Raw genomic sequence first — 17,971 nt, forward strand, 5'->3', positions numbered from 1 at the left:
TTAAACAATTTTTGACAATAATGCCGTTGTTATTATAAAGTAAACTGCTATACCAGTTATATCAAGAGCTGTAGATATAATTGGTGATGAAACTGTAGATGGGTCTGCATCCATTTTTTTTAATAGAACAGGCATAAATGCACCTATTGTTGCACCCAAAACCATATTTATAAATAATGATATTGAAACAATTAGTACAATGTCTAATTTTCTCATAACAAAGTAAATTACAATACCAGTTATTATGCTACACAAAAGACCTGTAATAATTCCTACAATACCTTCTCTTACCACATTACTAAAATTTAAATCTTTATTAGATAATGTTATTACTGTAACGGATGATGATTGAGTTCCAATATTTCCACCCATACCTATTACTACTGGTATAAAAAACACTAGTGGAGCATATACAGGATTCATTATATAATCTAAATTAGAAAGTATTAAGGAAGCCAACAGTCCTCCTATTAATGTAATAATCAACCAAGGTAATCTTCCTCTAAGTGCTGATATTATCTGCTCTTTCAATGTAGGATTTTCTTTTTCAGCAACTTCTCTTTCATGTTCTGAACTTCCTGCAAATTTATACATATCTTCTGTTGCTTCTTCTTCCATTACATCGATTATATCATCTACCGTTATTATTCCTTTTAACTTTTCTTGTCTATCCACTACTGGAATTGCTATTAAATTGTATTTAGATACTAATCTAACTGCTTCTTCTCTATCTTCGTCAACATAAACAGAGATTATATTTTCACTCATTAATTCTTCTACTATATTTGCATCTCTTGCTATTATTAATTCTCTTAATGATAATACTCCAACTAGTTTTTCTTCATCATCCACCACATATATATAATAAATAGTTTCAGCTTCTTCAGCTTCTTCTCTCATATGGTCTATAGCTTCAAGAGCTGTCATGTCTTTGTTTATAGATATATATCCAGTAGTCATTGTTCCACCAGCAGAGTCTTCATCGTAGAATAATAGTTCTTTTACATACTCAGCGTTTTCTTGATTTAAAAGATTTATTATATGTTCTCTCTCTTCTTCTTCAAGCTCACTTAATTTATCTGCCATATCTCCAAGAGACATAAGTTCAAGTATATTTTTTGAGTGTTCTACGTCAAGCTTAGACAAAATACTAATAAAAAACTCTACACTACCTTCTTCTAATATAGAAGATGCCATATCTAAAGGAAGTACTTCAAATAATTGAATTTTCTTATCTTCCTCTAAATTTTCCATTATATCGAATATATCAATTATATGATATTCCTCTATTAATTCTCTTAACTCCAATACTTTATTATTATCAATTAATGATTTTACTTCATATAATAAATCTTGGGAAGCATCCAGTTTCCTATCCATATAACCCACCTTTATTTATCATTATATCCAAAATTATTTATATAATTTTGTAGATTTCTCCAATTTTCTTTAACCTTAACCCATAATTGAAGATTTATTTGTGAACCTAAAAGCAATTCTATATCTTGTCTTGCTGATTTTCCTATTCCTTTTAGCTTCCTACCATTCTTTCCTATTATTATTCCTTTATGCGAATCTCTTTCACAATATATTACAGCAGATACATCCACTATTTCTTTATCATTTCTTGCTTTCATTTTTTCAATTTCAACAGCTACACCATGAGGTATTTCATCATTAAGATAGTGAAGAACTTTTTCTCTTATAAGTTCTGCTATTAATACTCTCTCTGGCTGGTCTGTAATCATATAATCTGGAAAATACTTCGGACCTTCTTCTAAATAATTTTGTATAACTTTTATTAGAGTATCCGTGTTCTTTCCTTTTAATGCTGATATTGGTACTATTTCTTTAAAAACACCTTCTTTATCATACATTTTGATTATATCAAATAACTCATCTTTTTGGTCTAGTTGGTCTATTTTGTTTACAACTAGAATTATTGGTGTTTTAACACTTCTCAAGTCCTCTATTATCTTTCTATCTCCAGGACCTATTTTTTTAGAATCATCAACTACAAATAATATTAAATCTACATTTTTAAAGGCCTCTGTTGCTGCCTTCACCATAAATTCACCCAATTTATTTTTTGGTTTGTGAATACCTGGTGTATCTAAAAATACTATCTGCATCTCTTCATCTGTATATACTGCTTGTATTGTATTTCTTGTAGTTTGAGGTTTATCACTCATTATAGCTATTTTTTCTCCAACTACATTATTCATTAAAGTAGATTTTCCTACATTAGGTCTACCTACTATACTGACAAAACCTGATTTAAACATTAACTGTCTCCTAACTTTATTTATCTTCTTGTTTTAATTATTTTAAATTTGTTTATATTTTAAATCTATTTTAAATCATTTCCAGAGAAATAGTTTGGCAACAAATCCTTTATATCGTGCTCAAAAACCTCTCCTTTAGTATATCCTGTTATTATTTTTATATCAGAACCAAACTCTATAATTACCTGTCTGCATATTCCACAAGGATATGTCTGCTCATTATTTTCTGAGTTATCACTTGCTATAGCTATTTTATATATATCTTTGTCACCTTCTGATATTGCTTTAAAAATAGCTGTTCTTTCTGCGCAATTTGTCCCACCTAATGATGCACATTCAATATTACACCCAGTATAAACTTTACCACTCTTAGTTAAAAGAGCCGCACCCACTCTAAAACTAGAGTAAGGAGCATAAGAATGTTGTCTGGCATTTTCCGCCAACTTTAACAATTCTATGTTATCCACAACATCTCCTCCTGTATACAATAATTAGAAGTTATTTTTATTTAATACTCTACATTATATCATAAAAATTTAATTAGCACAGATTTGTTTTATTTTAAATATTTTATGTACATTTATTTTAATTGTAGAACATTCCAAGCTGAAACACTAAGATAGCTATTAATACACCTAACAAAGCTCCAGCTATAGTTTCCCAAAATGTATGTATTTTTCCTTCAATCCTACTTTGGGCAACTAATACAGCCATTATATATGCAAGAGTAGATGCAACTACTCTTTCAGTCATAAGTGTAATTGCAGTTGCTATAGCAAATGCTAATGCAGCATGACCACTTGGCATACCTCCTTTTAGAGGCGTTCCTGTGGAAGTCAATGCTTTTACAACCACGACAGCTATAAGAACCAATAATATACATATCAAGGTTATATGTAATTCTGATTCCCTTATCTTATAAATTAATATCCCAGATATATCTGTCAATTTATCATAAAATAAGATATATCCTACCACTACTGAGTTTAGTGCTGCTACTAGAACACCACCTGCTGCAACATCTTTTGCTATCTTAGCAAGTACATGGTATTCATCAGTTACTAAATCAACAGCCTTTTCTATAGCTGTATTGAACATCTCAGCAACTACGACTAAACATATGGACATTAACAACATTATCATTTCTAATTTTGAGAAGTTGAAAAACAAACTTATTATAAGCACAGCAACTGAGCCTAAATAGTGTATTTTCATATTTCTTTCAAATTTAAATGTATACAATATCCCTTCTATAGCTGCATTAAAAGCTTTAATTATACCTTGACGAGTTTTTCCTGGTTTCATAAAAACTACTCCCTTGTTATGTTTAACTTATTCAATATGTGTTCTTCTTTTTCTCTCATTTCCTTTGTATTCTCATCTGTATCATGGTCATAACCTAAAAGATGAAACATACTATGACATATTAAAAAACATACTTCTCTTTCAAAACTATGATTATACTCTATACTCTGTTCTAAAGCTCTTTCAAGAGACACTACTATATCACCTAGGGATTCTTCTTCTAACTCAACATCCTCAAAATCATCACTTAAAAGAGGAAATGATAAAACATCAGTTACTCTATCAACTCCTCTGTATTCTCTATTTAACTCATGAATCTCTTTATTGTCTACAAAAGAAAGACTCACCTCATAATTATCATCATAGCCTTCATAATCCAAACATTCTATGATTATATCCTTTATTTTTTCAATTAACTCTTCATTTACTTCTAATTTATCTTGTCTATCATCTAATATCAAATCCATTAATTACACCTACTTTTTATTCATTAATAATGCTATACATCTATATTACTACACTTTTACTTTCTTTTGAAAGTCTTTTCCTGTATTTTCATTTTTTTGCGTTCTTCTTTTTTAAATTCTTCTCTTTTATCATGTTTCTCATAAGCTCTTATTATTCTCTGTACCAACTCGTGTCTTACAACATCTCTATCTGTTAGCATTATAGACCCAATACCTGGAACACCTTTAAGAATCTCTGTAGCTTGTATTAGACCACTTTTCTTATTTTGTGGTAAATCTGTTTGTGTTATATCACCTGTAACTACAGCTTTAGAACCAAATCCTAATCTAGTTAAAAACATCTTCATTTGTTCAGAAGTAGTGTTTTGAGCTTCATCTAATATTATAAAAGAATTATCAAGCGTTCTACCTCTCATAAAAGCAAGTGGTGCAACTTCAATAGTACCTCTTTCTAAATATTTATTGAATTTATCAGCACCTAACATTTCAAATAGTGCATCATATAATGGTCTTAAATATGGGTCAACTTTATCCTTTAAATCTCCTGGTAAAAAGCCTAGACTCTCACCAGCCTCTACAGCCGGTCTTGTAAGTATAATTCTACTAACTTCATCTCTCTTAAAGGCTTTTACTGCCATAGCAACTGCAAGGTAAGTCTTTCCTGTTCCAGCAGGTCCAACACCAAAAGTTATATCATTATTTTCTATAAGCTTTATATATTCTTTTTGACCTAGTGTTTTAGGTTGAACAGCTTTTCCTCTTTGCGTTACAACAATGGTTCCTTCAAGTTCTTTTATTTTTTGTTCACTACCTTCAAGTAAAAGAGATAATGAATAAGAAATACTCTGTTTATCTAAATGTTTACCGTTTGATACAGTTTGATGCAATTCATTCATAAGTTTTAATGAAGAATCTACATTTTTTTCTTCTCCAATTAAAATTATATTGCCTTCTCTAAGTATCACATCTATATTTAAAGTTTTCTCTATTAATTTTACATTTTCATCAAAATTTCCAAATAATTCTCTTTCAAAATTTCCATCTGCTATTGTAAATTTTTTTTGTATTATCAATTGAATTGTTCCTCCTCAAGTTTTAAGTTTGATTTTATTAATTATTGTTACTATTATTATTTTTACTGTTGTCACTATTTTGATTACTATTATTTTCATTAGAGTTATTTTTATTATTATCCTCATCAAAGTCATTTCTTATATCATTTAATGGTCTTTTTTCTGGATTAGAAGGAACTTCCTCTTCTCCTTCTTTTGGTTTACTTTCTTCCTTTATAAATCTTTCTGCCTCTGATTTACTAAGAGGATAAATTTTAGCAATATTTTCACTAGTTTGAACTGTTATTAAATATTCTAACATATTTTTATTAACCTTAAAGTTATGTTTTACATCTATTATTCTAGCCGAAGCGGGGATTATGTATTCTAACTCTTTTAAAGCTTTTTCAGATAATTCTTTTTTCAACTCTTCTTTATTTCTTTTTACCTCAACTTTTTTTGTTTCATAAAATGTACTCGTCTTTATCTTTATTGGAAAAGTATAGTCTCCTATTGCTAATTTTTTCTCTTTATTTTCAACAATATAATTTTTATATTTTATATTCTTCCTCATTGTAAATTCTTTATCATAAAAGCTTATTGTGTATATATTCTTCTTTTCTCCTGTCTTTTTATTTACAGTATCCACATAACTTGCTTTCTTAGCAGATTCATAAAAAGTACTTGCCCATACTTCTGGTATTGATTTTGTATTAGCTCCATTTAGCAATACATCTCCCTTTTGCACTATATCTCCAGATTTAATGACAGATTTACCACTTCTAGGGATTACCTTTTCTATTATACCATTTTTTAAAGCAATTACATTACAATAATTTGATTGGTCTGTAGATTTTAGGGATTCCGCTTTTTTTGTAACAGTAACAAATATATTTGTTCCTTTTACATTGATAGATAAATATGCAACATCATTAAATTTCGACATCATATGGTCTCTAACTTCTTTTCTATCAATACTCTTCTTATAAACTCCCGGTTTTACTCCAACTTTGTAAAGTTCACTTCTAAGAGTTTCTTTTTTTATACCTTCAGGAGATTGTATATATACATCTGTCACAAACTGTGATGTTGACATCAATAAAAATAAAGAGAGAATAGCACAAATCCACATACCTTTGTGCTTATAAATTCTTTTAATAATAAAAGGAACCCCTGTTTTCTGTTTTACCTTTATGTCAAACTTACTCCCTCTATAAATATTCTTAAATTCTTTTATATCTTGTCTATCTATATGAAACTCAATTTTAGTATTTTTTATTCTAGTTACATTGTAAACACTTATCCCATTTCTTATAAGATGATTTAAAAATTGTTCAAGTCCTACTCCTTCCACAACTATAACATAGTATCCCCTTATAAAGCTTATCAAGTGTATCTCCTCCTAATCAACATACTCCATATTGTAGATAATTCCTTTTATACCTATCTCACTATCAGTAATATACTTAAGCGAAAGTTTATCCCCAGATATTTTAATCGTTTTAACTTTAGTTTTTATTCTTATTAAATCAACTTCATACTCAAGTATTGATAGATAATTTTCTATACTAATAAACGTATTACCTGTAACAGTAACAACTGGTTGATTTACCTGTAAGTCAGTGGATATTTCTAACATAAGCATTACCCCCTTAATTAATTTTATGCTTGAAATAGGTATTTATGCACTTTATTGATGTTATAGCAGATTAGTTCTAAAATTTTTATACAATAATACCCTAATATTTAATATATTATTTAAACAATAAAAAGGTAATCATATTGATAAAAAATCAACATGATTACCTTTTATTTTTTTTATATAAAATCTACAACGTATACAATTTTTTTATTAATCTTGTTCTATTAAACCATATCCACCAGCTTTACGTTTATACACTATGTTTATTTCAAAATTATCTTGATTCCTAAACATATAGAAATTATGTCCTACCAATTCCATTTGAAGTATCGCTTCTTCTGAACTCATAGGTTTTACATTAAATTTCTTTCTTCTTTCTATAACTATATTTTCATCTTCTTCATCATCATAATCATAATCATTAAATTCATTGCTGTTATCTATAAAGTCAATATTTTCAAATCTTATGCTCTTATTATTTTGACTTTTGTCTTTAACTTTAGTTTTATACTTGACAACTTGTCTACTTAATTTGTCACAAACAATGTCAATTGCTGCATATAAATCATCTTCTACATCTTCTGCTCTTATTATTTGTCCACTAATAGGAATTATTGTAACCTCAACTTTTTGTCTATCCTTTTTCGCACTTACTGTTACTTTCACTTCTGATTCAGGATCAAGGTATTTTTCTAACCTACTTAATTTTCCATCTACGTATCCTTTTATTCCGTCAGTTAATTTCATTTGTCTCCCAGATACTATTATTTGCATAAAAACCTCTCCCTTCGAGCCTTTACAATTCTAATACTTTAATATGTTAATCTTTAAATACAATTTTGGTAAATTTATTATATTTAAATTAATATTATTGTATATGAAAATGATTCTTTTTAATAGTCTATTTATTTTTTATTTGATATGATATTATTAAAAGTACAGGGTAATTTACAGAATCTTTACATTCTATTTATTAATAAACCATATAAAATAATTTAAAAATCCAGCATAAACAAGCCACATCAGATAAACCAAATTTATGTACCCAGCTCTCTTATCTATTTTAGAAAACTTTGAAATCATTATTATAGAAACCAAAATCATTATTATTATGTCTACTAAAGCTGTAAATCTAAGTCCAAATCCAAAAAATAATATAGACCAAACAAAGTTTAATGCAAGTTGCAACCCATAATAAAAAATTGCATCTCTTACTTTAGGTAAATTGTAACCCTTCCTTAATATTAAGTATGAAGATATACCCATCAATATGTACAACATGGTCCAAACTATTGGAAATATAAATGCTGGTGGTGCAAAGCTTGGCTTTGTGAGCTGTAAATAGTAGGTTGAGATATCTGTCCCACTAATAATCATTGTTAAAACACTACTTAAGTAACCTATTATTAATGGTATCAATATGTTTATCAAAAAATTTCTAATTTCCTTTACTGATATAATCAAATTCTTCCCCTTCTTTCAAAATTTTCTTTGATTATAGATATGCTCAAATATGACTTGTTATTCTCAAAAAATATAAAAAGCCTAGAGATTTCTCTCTAGGCTATATCAATCTATTGTAAGTTTTGTTTTACCAACTTATTTATAAGTTTTCCATCAGCTCTTCCTTTAACCTTAGGTTGGATAACTGACATTATTTTTCCCATATCTTTCATAGAAGTTGCTCCTACTTCAGATATAGTAGATTTTACAATTTCTTCTAACTCTTCTTCGCTTAATTGTTGAGGTAGGTACTCTTTTAAAACTTCAATTTCAGCTTCTGTTTCTTTTATTAAGTCTTCTCTTCCAGCTTTTTCAAATTCAACTAATGCATCTCTACGTTGCTTTAATTGCTTTGCTATTACATCGATAATTCCATCTTCATCAAGCTCGACTCTATTATCAACCTCATACTGTTTTATGGAAGCTCTTATTAAAGTTACTACAGATTTTCTAACTGTATCTTTGTTTTTCATAGAAGATTTCAAATCCTCTTGTAACTTTTGCTTAAGGGACATCCCCTTCACCTCTTTATTCTTATTTACTACTATTTCTTAGCGTTTTTTCTTCTTGCTGCTTCAGCTTTTTTCTTACGCTTAACGCTTGGCTTATCATAGTGCTCTCTTTTTCTCACTTCTGACATGATGCCAGACATTGCACATTGACGCTTAAATCTTCTTAAAGCGCTGTCTAATGTTTCATTCTCTCTAACTCTTACTTCTGACATTTCTTTTTCCCTCCCTCCAATAGCGCAATTATGCTGGGACTGTAACTATGTTCTTTTTGCATAATATGCATTACAACCTAACACTTTGTTTATTATAAACTAAATTTTTACTTTTATCAAGTATTTTTATCAAGAAGGAACTCAATTTTTCAATAATTTAGTTTAGTTTTGTCCCGCTTCGTAATTAGGAAGCTTTTTACCAGCTAAAATATGATAGTGCAAATGTTTAACTTCTTGCCCTCCATCACTTCCACAATTATTTATGATTCTGAATCCAGTTTGGTCAAAACCTTTCTCTTTAGCTATTTTATTAATAACAACATGAATATGTGACACAATATCCATCTCTTTATCAGGAATATCAATTACACTATCATAATGTTTTTTAGGTACTACCAATATATGGTATGGAGCAACTGGGTTTAAGTCATTAAACGCTAAGACTTTATCATCTTCATAAACTTTAGTTGAAGGTATTTCTCCGTTCGCTATTTTACAAAAAATACAATCCATTTTTTCCACCTCCTATCTTATAAATATTATAATTTCTACACGTTATATCAAAATTCCTTCTACATATTCATTTTTTACATCATTTATTTTTACTTTTAATATCTGACCTTGTATATTTTTGTCACTTTCAACAACAACTCTTATATAATTTGAAGTTAGCCCCTCAAATTTATTGCCTTCTATATTTTGTTCAAATAAAACATCCAACTCACTACCAATAAATTTATTTGCAAATTTATTAAAATTTACTTTGCTTAAATTTAAAAGTTGTTCACTTCTAAAATGTTTCATTTGAGGGTCAACCTGATTTTCCATAGTCGCAGCTGGAGTTCCTTTTCTTGGTGAGTATTTAAAAATATGCATTTGTGAGAGCTCTATTTCTTTTAAGAACTCATATGTTTCTTTGAATTCATCATTTGTCTCTCCTGGAAATCCTACTATTACATCTGTAGTTATTGCGACATTTGGCATTTTACTTCTCAATCTATCTACAATAGTTTTGTATTCTGAAGTTGTATATCTTCTATTCATTCTTTTTAAAGTTTCATCACATCCACTTTGAAGTGATAAATGGTAATGAGGACAAACTTTATCCATCTTTAAAACTTCATTCACAAATTCATCTGTAAATAATATTGGTTCAACAGAGCTAAGTCTAATCCTCTCAATTTTGTCTATTTCATTTATTCGTTTTATTACATCAAGAAGTTTAATATTCTCATCTTTTAAATCTTTTCCATAAGAGGCAACATGTATTCCTGTTAATACAACCTCTTTATAGCCATTATTAGCCAATTTTTTCACTTCATCGACTATACTATCAATATCCCTACTTCTAACGCGTCCTCGTGCATAAGGAATTATACAATAGGTACAAAATCTATCACATCCATCTTGTATTTTCATGAATGCTCTAGTCTTTCCATTAGTTTGACTGATTTCTATATCTTCAAATGCTTTAACTTTCATTATGTCATCAACTGTACTAACTTTTTTACTTGCATCTATCTTTTTAATTTCTTCAACAATCTTTCTTCTATCATTTGTACCCATAACTAAATTTACTTCTTCTATATCCAAAATTTCCTCTGGAGATACCTGAGAATAGCATCCCACTACGGCTATTATTGCATCTGGATTTTTCTTTTTAACTCGTCTTATATATTGACGAGATTTTCTATCACTCATATGAGTAACTGTACATGTATTTATAACATAAACATCAGCATATTCTTCACTATTAACTTGTTCATAACCATCTTTTTCAAACAGCTCTAACATAGCTTCAGTTTCATATTGATTTACTTTACACCCAAGTGTATAAAAAGCTACTTTTTTCAATTTATTCTTCTCCTCCTAAATCACTTAGCTCATACAAAGCTATTGTTGATGCTACAACAGAAGCTGTCTCAGTTCTCAATATTCTAGGTCCTAATGATACAACATTACAATTATATTGTTGTATTTGTTCTATCTCTTCTTCAGAAAATCCACCTTCAGGACCTACAAAAACTCCAATACTATTCATATTAGAATCACACTTTTTAAGTGCATGTTTTATTGAAACTGTCCTTTCATTTTCATAAGGGCAAATATTTATATTATTTTTCTTCATATCTTCTAAAGCTTCTCTAAAACTTAAAACACCTCTTAGCTTTGGTATTTTACCTCTTTTACTTTGCTTTGCTGCTTCATAAATTATTCTTTCCCAACGTTCAAATTTTTTGTCTTCTTTTTTATCATCAACTTTAGCAACACTTCTTTTAGTTTGAACTAATATTATTTCTTCCACACCTACTTCAGTTAATTTTTGAAGTATCATCTCCATTTTTGGAGCTTTTGGAAGTCCCTGATATAATCTTATTTTAAGTACTGATTCTCTATTTATATCTACTTTTTCTAAAATATTTAAATTAACCACACTTTTATCTATATTCGTTATCTCACAAATATACTCATTATTATTCTTGTCACATACCTCAAGCTTCTCGCCTAGCTTACATCTTAAGACCTTCGAAATATGCTTTACATCTTCACCTTCTATAGTGCAAGTTTTATCTTGTAGATTTATATTATCTTTTTCAACAAAAAATCTGTCCATTATACTCCACCATACCCTCTATTTTTTAAGCTTAGAAACTATTGCTGACCATTCACCTAGTTTTTGAACTTCAACTATTTCAAACCCATTTTCAATTAAACTTTCTTTAACTTCTTCTACTTTGTCCAAAATTATACCTGAAGATATGAATATAGCATCTTCTTTCATAAAGTTTTGAACATCTTTTGCTAGTATTTTTATTATATCAGCTATTATATTTGCAACTATTACATCAGCTTTATCTTTTATTACATCTGTTAAATTTCCATGCATTACAGATACATTTTCCTCTACTTTATTTTCAATCACATTTTCTTTTGCAACTTTTACTGCCACTTCATCTAAATCTACAGCTATAACTTCTTTTGCCCCTAATTTAGCTGCTGCTATTGCAAGGATTCCACTTCCACAACCAATATCAAATACTTTAGAATCTTTATTCACATATTTTTCTAATTCTCTGATACACATGCTAGTAGTCTCATGTGTCCCTGTACCAAATGCCATGCCAGGGTCAAGCTCTATTATTAAGTCCCCTTCTTGTGTAGTATAATCTTCCCATGTAGGTTTTACTACTACTCTTTGTCCTACTTTTGTTGGTTTGTAATATGCCTTCCATGCATTTGCCCAATCAGCTTCATTTACTTGGTCTAATGATACACTTCCTTCACCTATATCTATACCAAAATCTTTTAAGCCTAAAACTTTTTGTTTTATTATTTCGACAAATTCCATCACATTTTTTTCTTCTGAAACGTAAGTTTTTATAAGTACATTATCTTCTTCATTCTTTTTAAATACTTCTTCTTCAACATAATCCCAATCTAATTCATTTTTCTTCTGAAATAAAAAGTCTTTTGGGTCTTCTATTACAGCCCCACCAGCTCCTTGTTCATATAGTATATTTGTTATAGGTTCAACTGCTTCTGTTGTTGTTTTTATAGTTACTTCTATCCAATTATTCATAAGTTTACCTCTCTTCTTTATAGTAATATTCCTGTTTTTCCATAACTTTTATTATATCATAAATATCATACTTTTTTGTTTTATAAATTTTTATTAATAATATCTTAATTACATAGACTTTTCGATTTTTACCAAATTAGGCTTATAAGTAGTAATTTAAAAGTCATATATTATTAAATTCTATTGAAACAGTGGTAAATATCACTTTTAATATCTTTTACCAATTACATAATAATCTACATTATATGTAAAAATAATAGTAATCATATTATTAAACAAAAAAGTTTAGGCATTTTACACATTTAATAGAACAAAAAAATTTGATATTATATAATTAAAATTTAAATATTAAGGAGAACACAATGTCAGAAGTAATATTAAAAAATATATCAAAACTTTACTCTAATGGATTTAATGCAGTAAAAAACATAAATATAGATATCAATGATAAAGAATTTATCGTCTTAGTAGGTCCATCTGGTTGTGGTAAATCAACCACACTTAGAATGATTGCTGGTCTTGAAGAAATTTCTGAAGGAGAACTATACATTGGAGACAAACTTGTCAATGATATAGAACCAAAAGATAGAGATATAGCTATGGTTTTTCAAAACTATGCTTTATATCCTCATTTATCAGTTTATGAAAACATGGCATTTGCACTTAAACTTAGAAAATTATCCAAAGATGAGATAGACAAAAAAGTTAAAGAAGCTGCTAAAATATTAGATTTAACACCTCTTTTAAATAAAAAGCCTAAAACATTATCTGGAGGACAGAGACAAAGGGTTGCATTAGGACGTGCAATAGTTAGAAATCCTAAAGTATTCTTAATGGATGAACCTTTATCCAACTTAGATGCAAAACTTAGAACCGCCATGAGAACAGAGATAACTAAACTTCACCAACAGCTTGGAACTACATTTATTTATGTAACACATGACCAAGTTGAAGCTATGACTATGGCTGATAGAATTGTTGTAATGAAAGATGGTGTAGTTCAACAGATTGCAACTCCACAAGATGTATATGATTATCCAGCTAATATATTTGTTGCAGGATTTATTGGAGCACCACAGATGAATTTTATTGATGTGACATTAATAGAGGAGAATAATGAAATCTATGCACAAAATGAAAATATTAAACTTAAATTGGATAAAGAAAGACACTATGATTTAATAAAAGAAAATTATATTAATAATGAAATTTTTATAGGTATCAGACCAGAAGATATTCATGTAGAAGATTATTTTATTAAATCCAATCCTGACACTTGTTTTAAATCAAAGATTGAAATAAAAGAACTTATGGGAGCAGAAACTTATGCTCACTTAAAATTGGGTGAAAATACGATAACAATTAGATTTGATAGTAAAAACAGAATTAATGTTGGTGATGACTTAACACTTTCAGTTGATAACAGCAGAATACACCTATTTGACAAAGAGACTACTTTAGCTATAAGATAAGAATATAATCTTATTTTTAAGGAGACTTTATGGAAGATTTAAAAAGTTTTTTAGAAAGACAACTTAATAAAGAAATAAATATCTATCCGTATGAAAATCAAAGTTTAAACTCTAATAGCAATTTAGTTTCTTTCGATAATACTATTTATGTTATTGACTTTCTAGATGAAAATAATCTTGATAATCTAAAAGGTAACTTTTATTTAATTTATCAATCTCATATAGATTTTGAATATCTAAAAAATATTTTTTATAACTTATATGATGATATAAATATAATACAACATAATAGTTTCTTTATTGTAAATTCTAAATATGACTTAGATATTAATGTAAATACACAAAATATAATTGAAACTGAAACTTATCAAAGTACCTATATTTTTTATCTTGGTGAATTAGATAATAAATCCGATTTTAATTTTAGATTACAATTATGTTCTGATTTACTACCTTATATTGTAAAAGATAACGCTGAAAATAAATTTTTAAACTTATTTGACCTCATTAGATATAAAACTTTTGATTTGATTAATAAAGATAATATACTCAATAAATTAATAGACTTTAATAAGATTAAATCTATTGATGAAGAGCTTCTATATACAGGAATAAAGTTTATAAATAATGATTTAAATATTTCTAAGACATCTACTAGTATGTTTTTACATAGAAACACATTAGTATATAGATTGGAAAAAATTAATGAGATACTTGGATTTGATTTAAAAAACTTTGAAAATGCAATGATTTTTTATCTGAGTGTCAAATCTTATTTTCTATATAAAAAAATTTAAATACTAAATTAAGCAGAACTTCTAAATATTAATTAAAAGTTCTGCTTAATTTTAATTCAAAATATTGTATACCTTTCAAATATTCTTCATTTCAAGGACTGAAGTTTATAAATAGCAATCACTCATGTTTTACAAACAATATTTTCAAGTGTATTAAATACTAAACTTATTAAATCCATAAATCTACTATTTTACTGTTCTTAATTCTTTCTTTAAAACAAAATTCAATAAAAAACTTATTGTGCCTAAAACCACCATAACATAACCTAATATTTGAAATTGGGCTGATGTTATACTTGCTTCAAATACCATTCCAAGTAAGACTGTTGCTAAAATAGAACCCAAATAACGACTAGTTTGAAACAGACCTGAAGCTGTCCCTATACTATCAGAAGGGCTTTCTTTAAACATAGAGGACTGTAATGCCACATTACCAACTCCATAACTAATACCTGCTAATGACAAAATTATTCCCTTTCCTATTACTGGTATATGAACAAAAATTATTGAAAGAAGTACTGCACTAATCAGCATAAAAATTGATGACATCATCAGAGGCAATCTAGTACCAGATTTATCTATCCATCTCCCAGTTAATGGAGATATAAATATACCTATACCAGACATAAATAGCATAAATAAACCAGTCGATTTTGCACTATAATGTAGTGCATCTTGAAAGTAACTAGGAAGACCAAAAAACAAAATATAATTAAAGAAATTTAATATAATAAACTGTAAGTAAACCTTTGACAATTTAGGATTATTTACAAATAATTTAATATCTATAAATGGTAATTTTGTTCTAATCTCATGCCAAATAAAAATACACATCAATATTACACCCAATACAAGTTGCTCTAGATTAAAAGACTCCTTCATAGATAGTAAGAATAGTAATAGAAAAATCATTGCAATTGAAAATAGAAGTATTCCAATAATATCTAATCTTGACAAGACATTTTGTAAAGTCTCTTTTATACATTTTTTCTCTTTTGTTTCTTTTGGAAATAAAAAATATCCTAGACATATAGAAACCATAACAATAGGTATGTTGACAAGAAATATAGCATGCCATCCACCTAAATCCAACAATAAACCGCCTAATGTTGGTCCTAATCCTGCTGTAGTTGAAGCAAAGATAGTTAAAACAGCTAATGCAGAAGATTGTCTTTCCTTTATATTATTTTGTATAAGAGCAACCCCAGATGGATATAGAGTACTTGTTCCAATCGCCTGAATTACTCTTATAAAAACCAATATAAAGAATGATTGAACAAATGGTACCATAGATGCAGACAAAATTACAAGTATCAAACCACTCAAAAACAAGACTTTCCTGCCTATTAAATCTCCTATCTTCCCTGAAACTGGTTGTGCAATGGCACTAGCTAAATAAAAAGCTGAAACAATCCACGATACAGTTGTAAAACTAATATGAAAATCATTTTGTATACTATGTAAAGCAAGTGAAATCATAGATGAATTAAGAGGATTAAGCATCGTTCCTGAACCTATTGCTATCAAAAAAAATGTTCTTCTAGCATTTATCTTACTCATATATCATGCCTCCAGTAAGCAACTCCTTTACCTTATAAAAAAGCAGCTCCTATAATTCCTGCGTCTGAACCCAAAGTTGCACATGTAATTGTAGCTATATCTTCTTTTTTGTACAATACAAATTTTCTTACTAAATCTTCTATTCCATCAAGTATTATATCACTAGCTTTAGAAATCCCTCCACCAATAGATATAATTTCTGGGTCTAAAGAATTTATGGTATTTGCAAAAGTTTTTGCTAAATATTCTTTAAATCGATTTATTACTTCAATTGCAACTTCATCATTTTCTCTATATGAATCAAATACCATCTTTGCATTTATATTCTCTAAATTTCCTTCTGCTAAATTTAAAATCATACTCTCTCGTCCTTCTTGTATCAATTTTTGAGAATACTTTATAATTGCAGTTGCTGAACAAAAAGTTTCTACACAACCATTATTTCCACAATTACAGTTAAAATAGTTTTCTCCTATAATTTGATGGCCTATTTCTGAACCTAATCCATGTGCTCCAGAAAAAACTTTTTGATTAATTACTATTCCTCCACCTACACCAGTTCCTAAAGTATATAAGACACCAACATCAGCACCTTTCATGCTTCCAAACTTTGCTTCTCCAAGTGCTGCTACTGTTGCATCATTTTCTCCATGAATTTCAACATTTGGAAAGATTTTTTTTAGTTCATTATTAAAATCTTCTCCATCCCACTTTAAATTTACACATGTTACTAAACCATCTTTATTTATAAATCCAGGTACTCCAAATCCAATAGATTTTACATCACTAATATTAAGCTCATTATCTTCCAACAACTTATCAATCATTACTTTTATGTCATTAAGTATTCCTTCAAAACCTTTTTCAATAACAGTTTTACATTCTGACCTAAAAAGTATCTTTCCATTATCATCAACTACACCTGCTTGTATACCTGTTCCACCTATATCTACACCTATATAATACATCCCTTTTCACCTTTCTCTTTTGAATCATTTAATTTTACTCTATATTTTATTATATATATAGTATATTAAAATGTGACACTATGCAAATTTTTCATAACAATTTATACACAAATTAAAAACATCTTCTCACAGTATATATTTACTATGAGAAGATGTCTATTTTATTAATTATTTTTATTTGTTAAGCGTTCAAAACAAACTATATCTAAAACAAGTATTTTAAGCCTTTATCTATACTTATTTTTTATCTTCAATATTATTTATAGCTAAACATCAAACAAATCTTAAGTATGTCTCTTAGTAGTTAGAATTTAACTTTCTACAAAAGACAATCCTATCTTCTTCTAATCTATACTAAAAACTTTATACACATTACATGCATATTTCTTTACATATACATGGCTAGATATATATTTCTTTGCATACATATCTAGTGCAACAAATAATAGTATACACATATTTCTTTACAAATGTACATACTAAAATCAATTTACAACTAGTTTTTCCTAACTGAATTATAAGCAGATAAATCTTTTATAAAAATTTTAACTTATACTATACAAAAGATTTAAAAATTAGATACCTCGCCTATATGATATTACTATTTTACTATCAA

Annotated in this window: 20 protein-coding genes; 2 read left to right on the forward strand and 18 right to left on the reverse strand. The window is 28.2% G+C overall.

Annotation, left to right across the window (positions count from 1 at the left end; genetic code table 11):
• The 16 genes from mgtE to prmA form a co-directional block, all read right to left on the reverse strand.
• Positions 1–1,380 carry a magnesium transporter gene (gene mgtE, locus ACTG47_RS13000; RefSeq protein WP_169467952.1) on the reverse strand — a complete coding sequence of 460 codons (1,380 nt, stop codon included), beginning with the start codon at positions 1,378–1,380 and terminating at the stop codon, positions 1–3.
• 11 nt (positions 1,381–1,391) lie between these two features.
• On the reverse strand, positions 1,392–2,285 hold the full coding sequence (gene era / locus ACTG47_RS13005; RefSeq protein ID WP_169467949.1) for a GTPase Era: 894 nt from the start codon (positions 2,283–2,285) through the stop codon (positions 1,392–1,394).
• Between the two features lie 65 nt (positions 2,286–2,350).
• Positions 2,351–2,752, reverse strand: a complete 402-nt coding sequence (locus ACTG47_RS13010; protein ID WP_479924862.1) for a cytidine deaminase — start codon at positions 2,750–2,752, stop codon at positions 2,351–2,353.
• Positions 2,753–2,870: 118 nt separating this feature from the next.
• The gene (locus ACTG47_RS13015) at positions 2,871–3,590 is read right to left on the reverse strand and encodes a diacylglycerol kinase (protein WP_021385290.1); all 720 of its coding nucleotides are present in this window, start codon (positions 3,588–3,590) and stop codon (positions 2,871–2,873) included.
• 5 nt (positions 3,591–3,595) lie between these two features.
• Positions 3,596–4,057, reverse strand: a complete 462-nt coding sequence (gene ybeY / locus ACTG47_RS13020) for an rRNA maturation RNase YbeY (protein ID WP_479924863.1) — start codon at positions 4,055–4,057, stop codon at positions 3,596–3,598.
• Between the two features lie 56 nt (positions 4,058–4,113).
• The gene (locus tag ACTG47_RS13025; RefSeq protein ID WP_169467943.1) at positions 4,114–5,130 is read right to left on the reverse strand and encodes a PhoH family protein; all 1,017 of its coding nucleotides are present in this window, start codon (positions 5,128–5,130) and stop codon (positions 4,114–4,116) included.
• Between the two features lie 37 nt (positions 5,131–5,167).
• The gene (gene yqfD, locus ACTG47_RS13030; protein ID WP_479924864.1) at positions 5,168–6,499 is read right to left on the reverse strand and encodes a sporulation protein YqfD; all 1,332 of its coding nucleotides are present in this window, start codon (positions 6,497–6,499) and stop codon (positions 5,168–5,170) included.
• Positions 6,500–6,511: 12 nt separating this feature from the next.
• Positions 6,512–6,748 (reverse strand): YabP/YqfC family sporulation protein, encoded by a 237-nt coding sequence (locus tag ACTG47_RS13035; RefSeq protein ID WP_021385288.1) that lies wholly within the window; start codon positions 6,746–6,748, stop codon positions 6,512–6,514.
• A gap of 213 nt (positions 6,749–6,961) precedes the next feature.
• Complete coding sequence (gene hpf / locus ACTG47_RS13040) at positions 6,962–7,525, reverse strand: ribosome hibernation-promoting factor, HPF/YfiA family (protein WP_479924865.1); 564 nt, start codon at positions 7,523–7,525, stop codon at positions 6,962–6,964.
• 192 nt (positions 7,526–7,717) lie between these two features.
• Positions 7,718–8,215 (reverse strand): TspO/MBR family protein, encoded by a 498-nt coding sequence (locus ACTG47_RS13045; RefSeq protein WP_479924866.1) that lies wholly within the window; start codon positions 8,213–8,215, stop codon positions 7,718–7,720.
• Positions 8,216–8,325: 110 nt separating this feature from the next.
• Entirely contained in the window at positions 8,326–8,769 is a 444-nt protein-coding gene (locus tag ACTG47_RS13050; protein WP_054271053.1) for a GatB/YqeY domain-containing protein, read from the reverse strand.
• Positions 8,770–8,798: 29 nt separating this feature from the next.
• Positions 8,799–8,978, reverse strand: a complete 180-nt coding sequence (gene rpsU / locus ACTG47_RS13055) for a 30S ribosomal protein S21 (protein ID WP_003416618.1) — start codon at positions 8,976–8,978, stop codon at positions 8,799–8,801.
• A 162-nt stretch (positions 8,979–9,140) separates the two neighbouring features.
• Entirely contained in the window at positions 9,141–9,491 is a 351-nt protein-coding gene (locus ACTG47_RS13060; protein WP_021385324.1) for a histidine triad nucleotide-binding protein, read from the reverse strand.
• Between the two features lie 42 nt (positions 9,492–9,533).
• Positions 9,534–10,832 (reverse strand): tRNA (N(6)-L-threonylcarbamoyladenosine(37)-C(2))-methylthiotransferase MtaB, encoded by a 1,299-nt coding sequence (mtaB, locus tag ACTG47_RS13065; protein WP_479924867.1) that lies wholly within the window; start codon positions 10,830–10,832, stop codon positions 9,534–9,536.
• Position 10,833: 1 nt separating this feature from the next.
• The gene (locus ACTG47_RS13070) at positions 10,834–11,592 is read right to left on the reverse strand and encodes an RsmE family RNA methyltransferase (RefSeq protein WP_479924868.1); all 759 of its coding nucleotides are present in this window, start codon (positions 11,590–11,592) and stop codon (positions 10,834–10,836) included.
• An 18-nt stretch (positions 11,593–11,610) separates the two neighbouring features.
• On the reverse strand, positions 11,611–12,558 hold the full coding sequence (prmA, locus tag ACTG47_RS13075; RefSeq protein ID WP_479924869.1) for a 50S ribosomal protein L11 methyltransferase: 948 nt from the start codon (positions 12,556–12,558) through the stop codon (positions 11,611–11,613).
• Positions 12,559–12,920: 362 nt separating this feature from the next.
• On the opposite strand from prmA, the gene ACTG47_RS13080 reads away from it, so the two are divergent.
• Both ACTG47_RS13080 and ACTG47_RS13085 read left to right on the forward strand, forming a co-directional pair.
• Positions 12,921–14,030, forward strand: coding sequence for an ABC transporter ATP-binding protein (locus tag ACTG47_RS13080; RefSeq protein ID WP_479924870.1), 1,110 nt, complete (start codon positions 12,921–12,923; stop codon positions 14,028–14,030).
• 29 nt (positions 14,031–14,059) lie between these two features.
• Positions 14,060–14,827, forward strand: a complete 768-nt coding sequence (locus tag ACTG47_RS13085) for a PucR family transcriptional regulator (RefSeq protein WP_479924871.1) — start codon at positions 14,060–14,062, stop codon at positions 14,825–14,827.
• Between the two features lie 186 nt (positions 14,828–15,013).
• Here ACTG47_RS13085 and ACTG47_RS13090 read toward each other — a convergent pair whose 3' ends face one another.
• Both ACTG47_RS13090 and ACTG47_RS13095 read right to left on the reverse strand, forming a co-directional pair.
• Positions 15,014–16,387, reverse strand: coding sequence for an MFS transporter (locus tag ACTG47_RS13090; protein WP_479924872.1), 1,374 nt, complete (start codon positions 16,385–16,387; stop codon positions 15,014–15,016).
• Between the two features lie 32 nt (positions 16,388–16,419).
• Positions 16,420–17,355, reverse strand: a complete 936-nt coding sequence (locus ACTG47_RS13095) for an ROK family protein (RefSeq protein ID WP_479924873.1) — start codon at positions 17,353–17,355, stop codon at positions 16,420–16,422.
• Between the last annotated feature and the right edge of the window lie 616 nt (positions 17,356–17,971).

The sequence above is a fragment of the Clostridioides sp. LIBA-6622 genome (genome assembly GCF_056716095.1).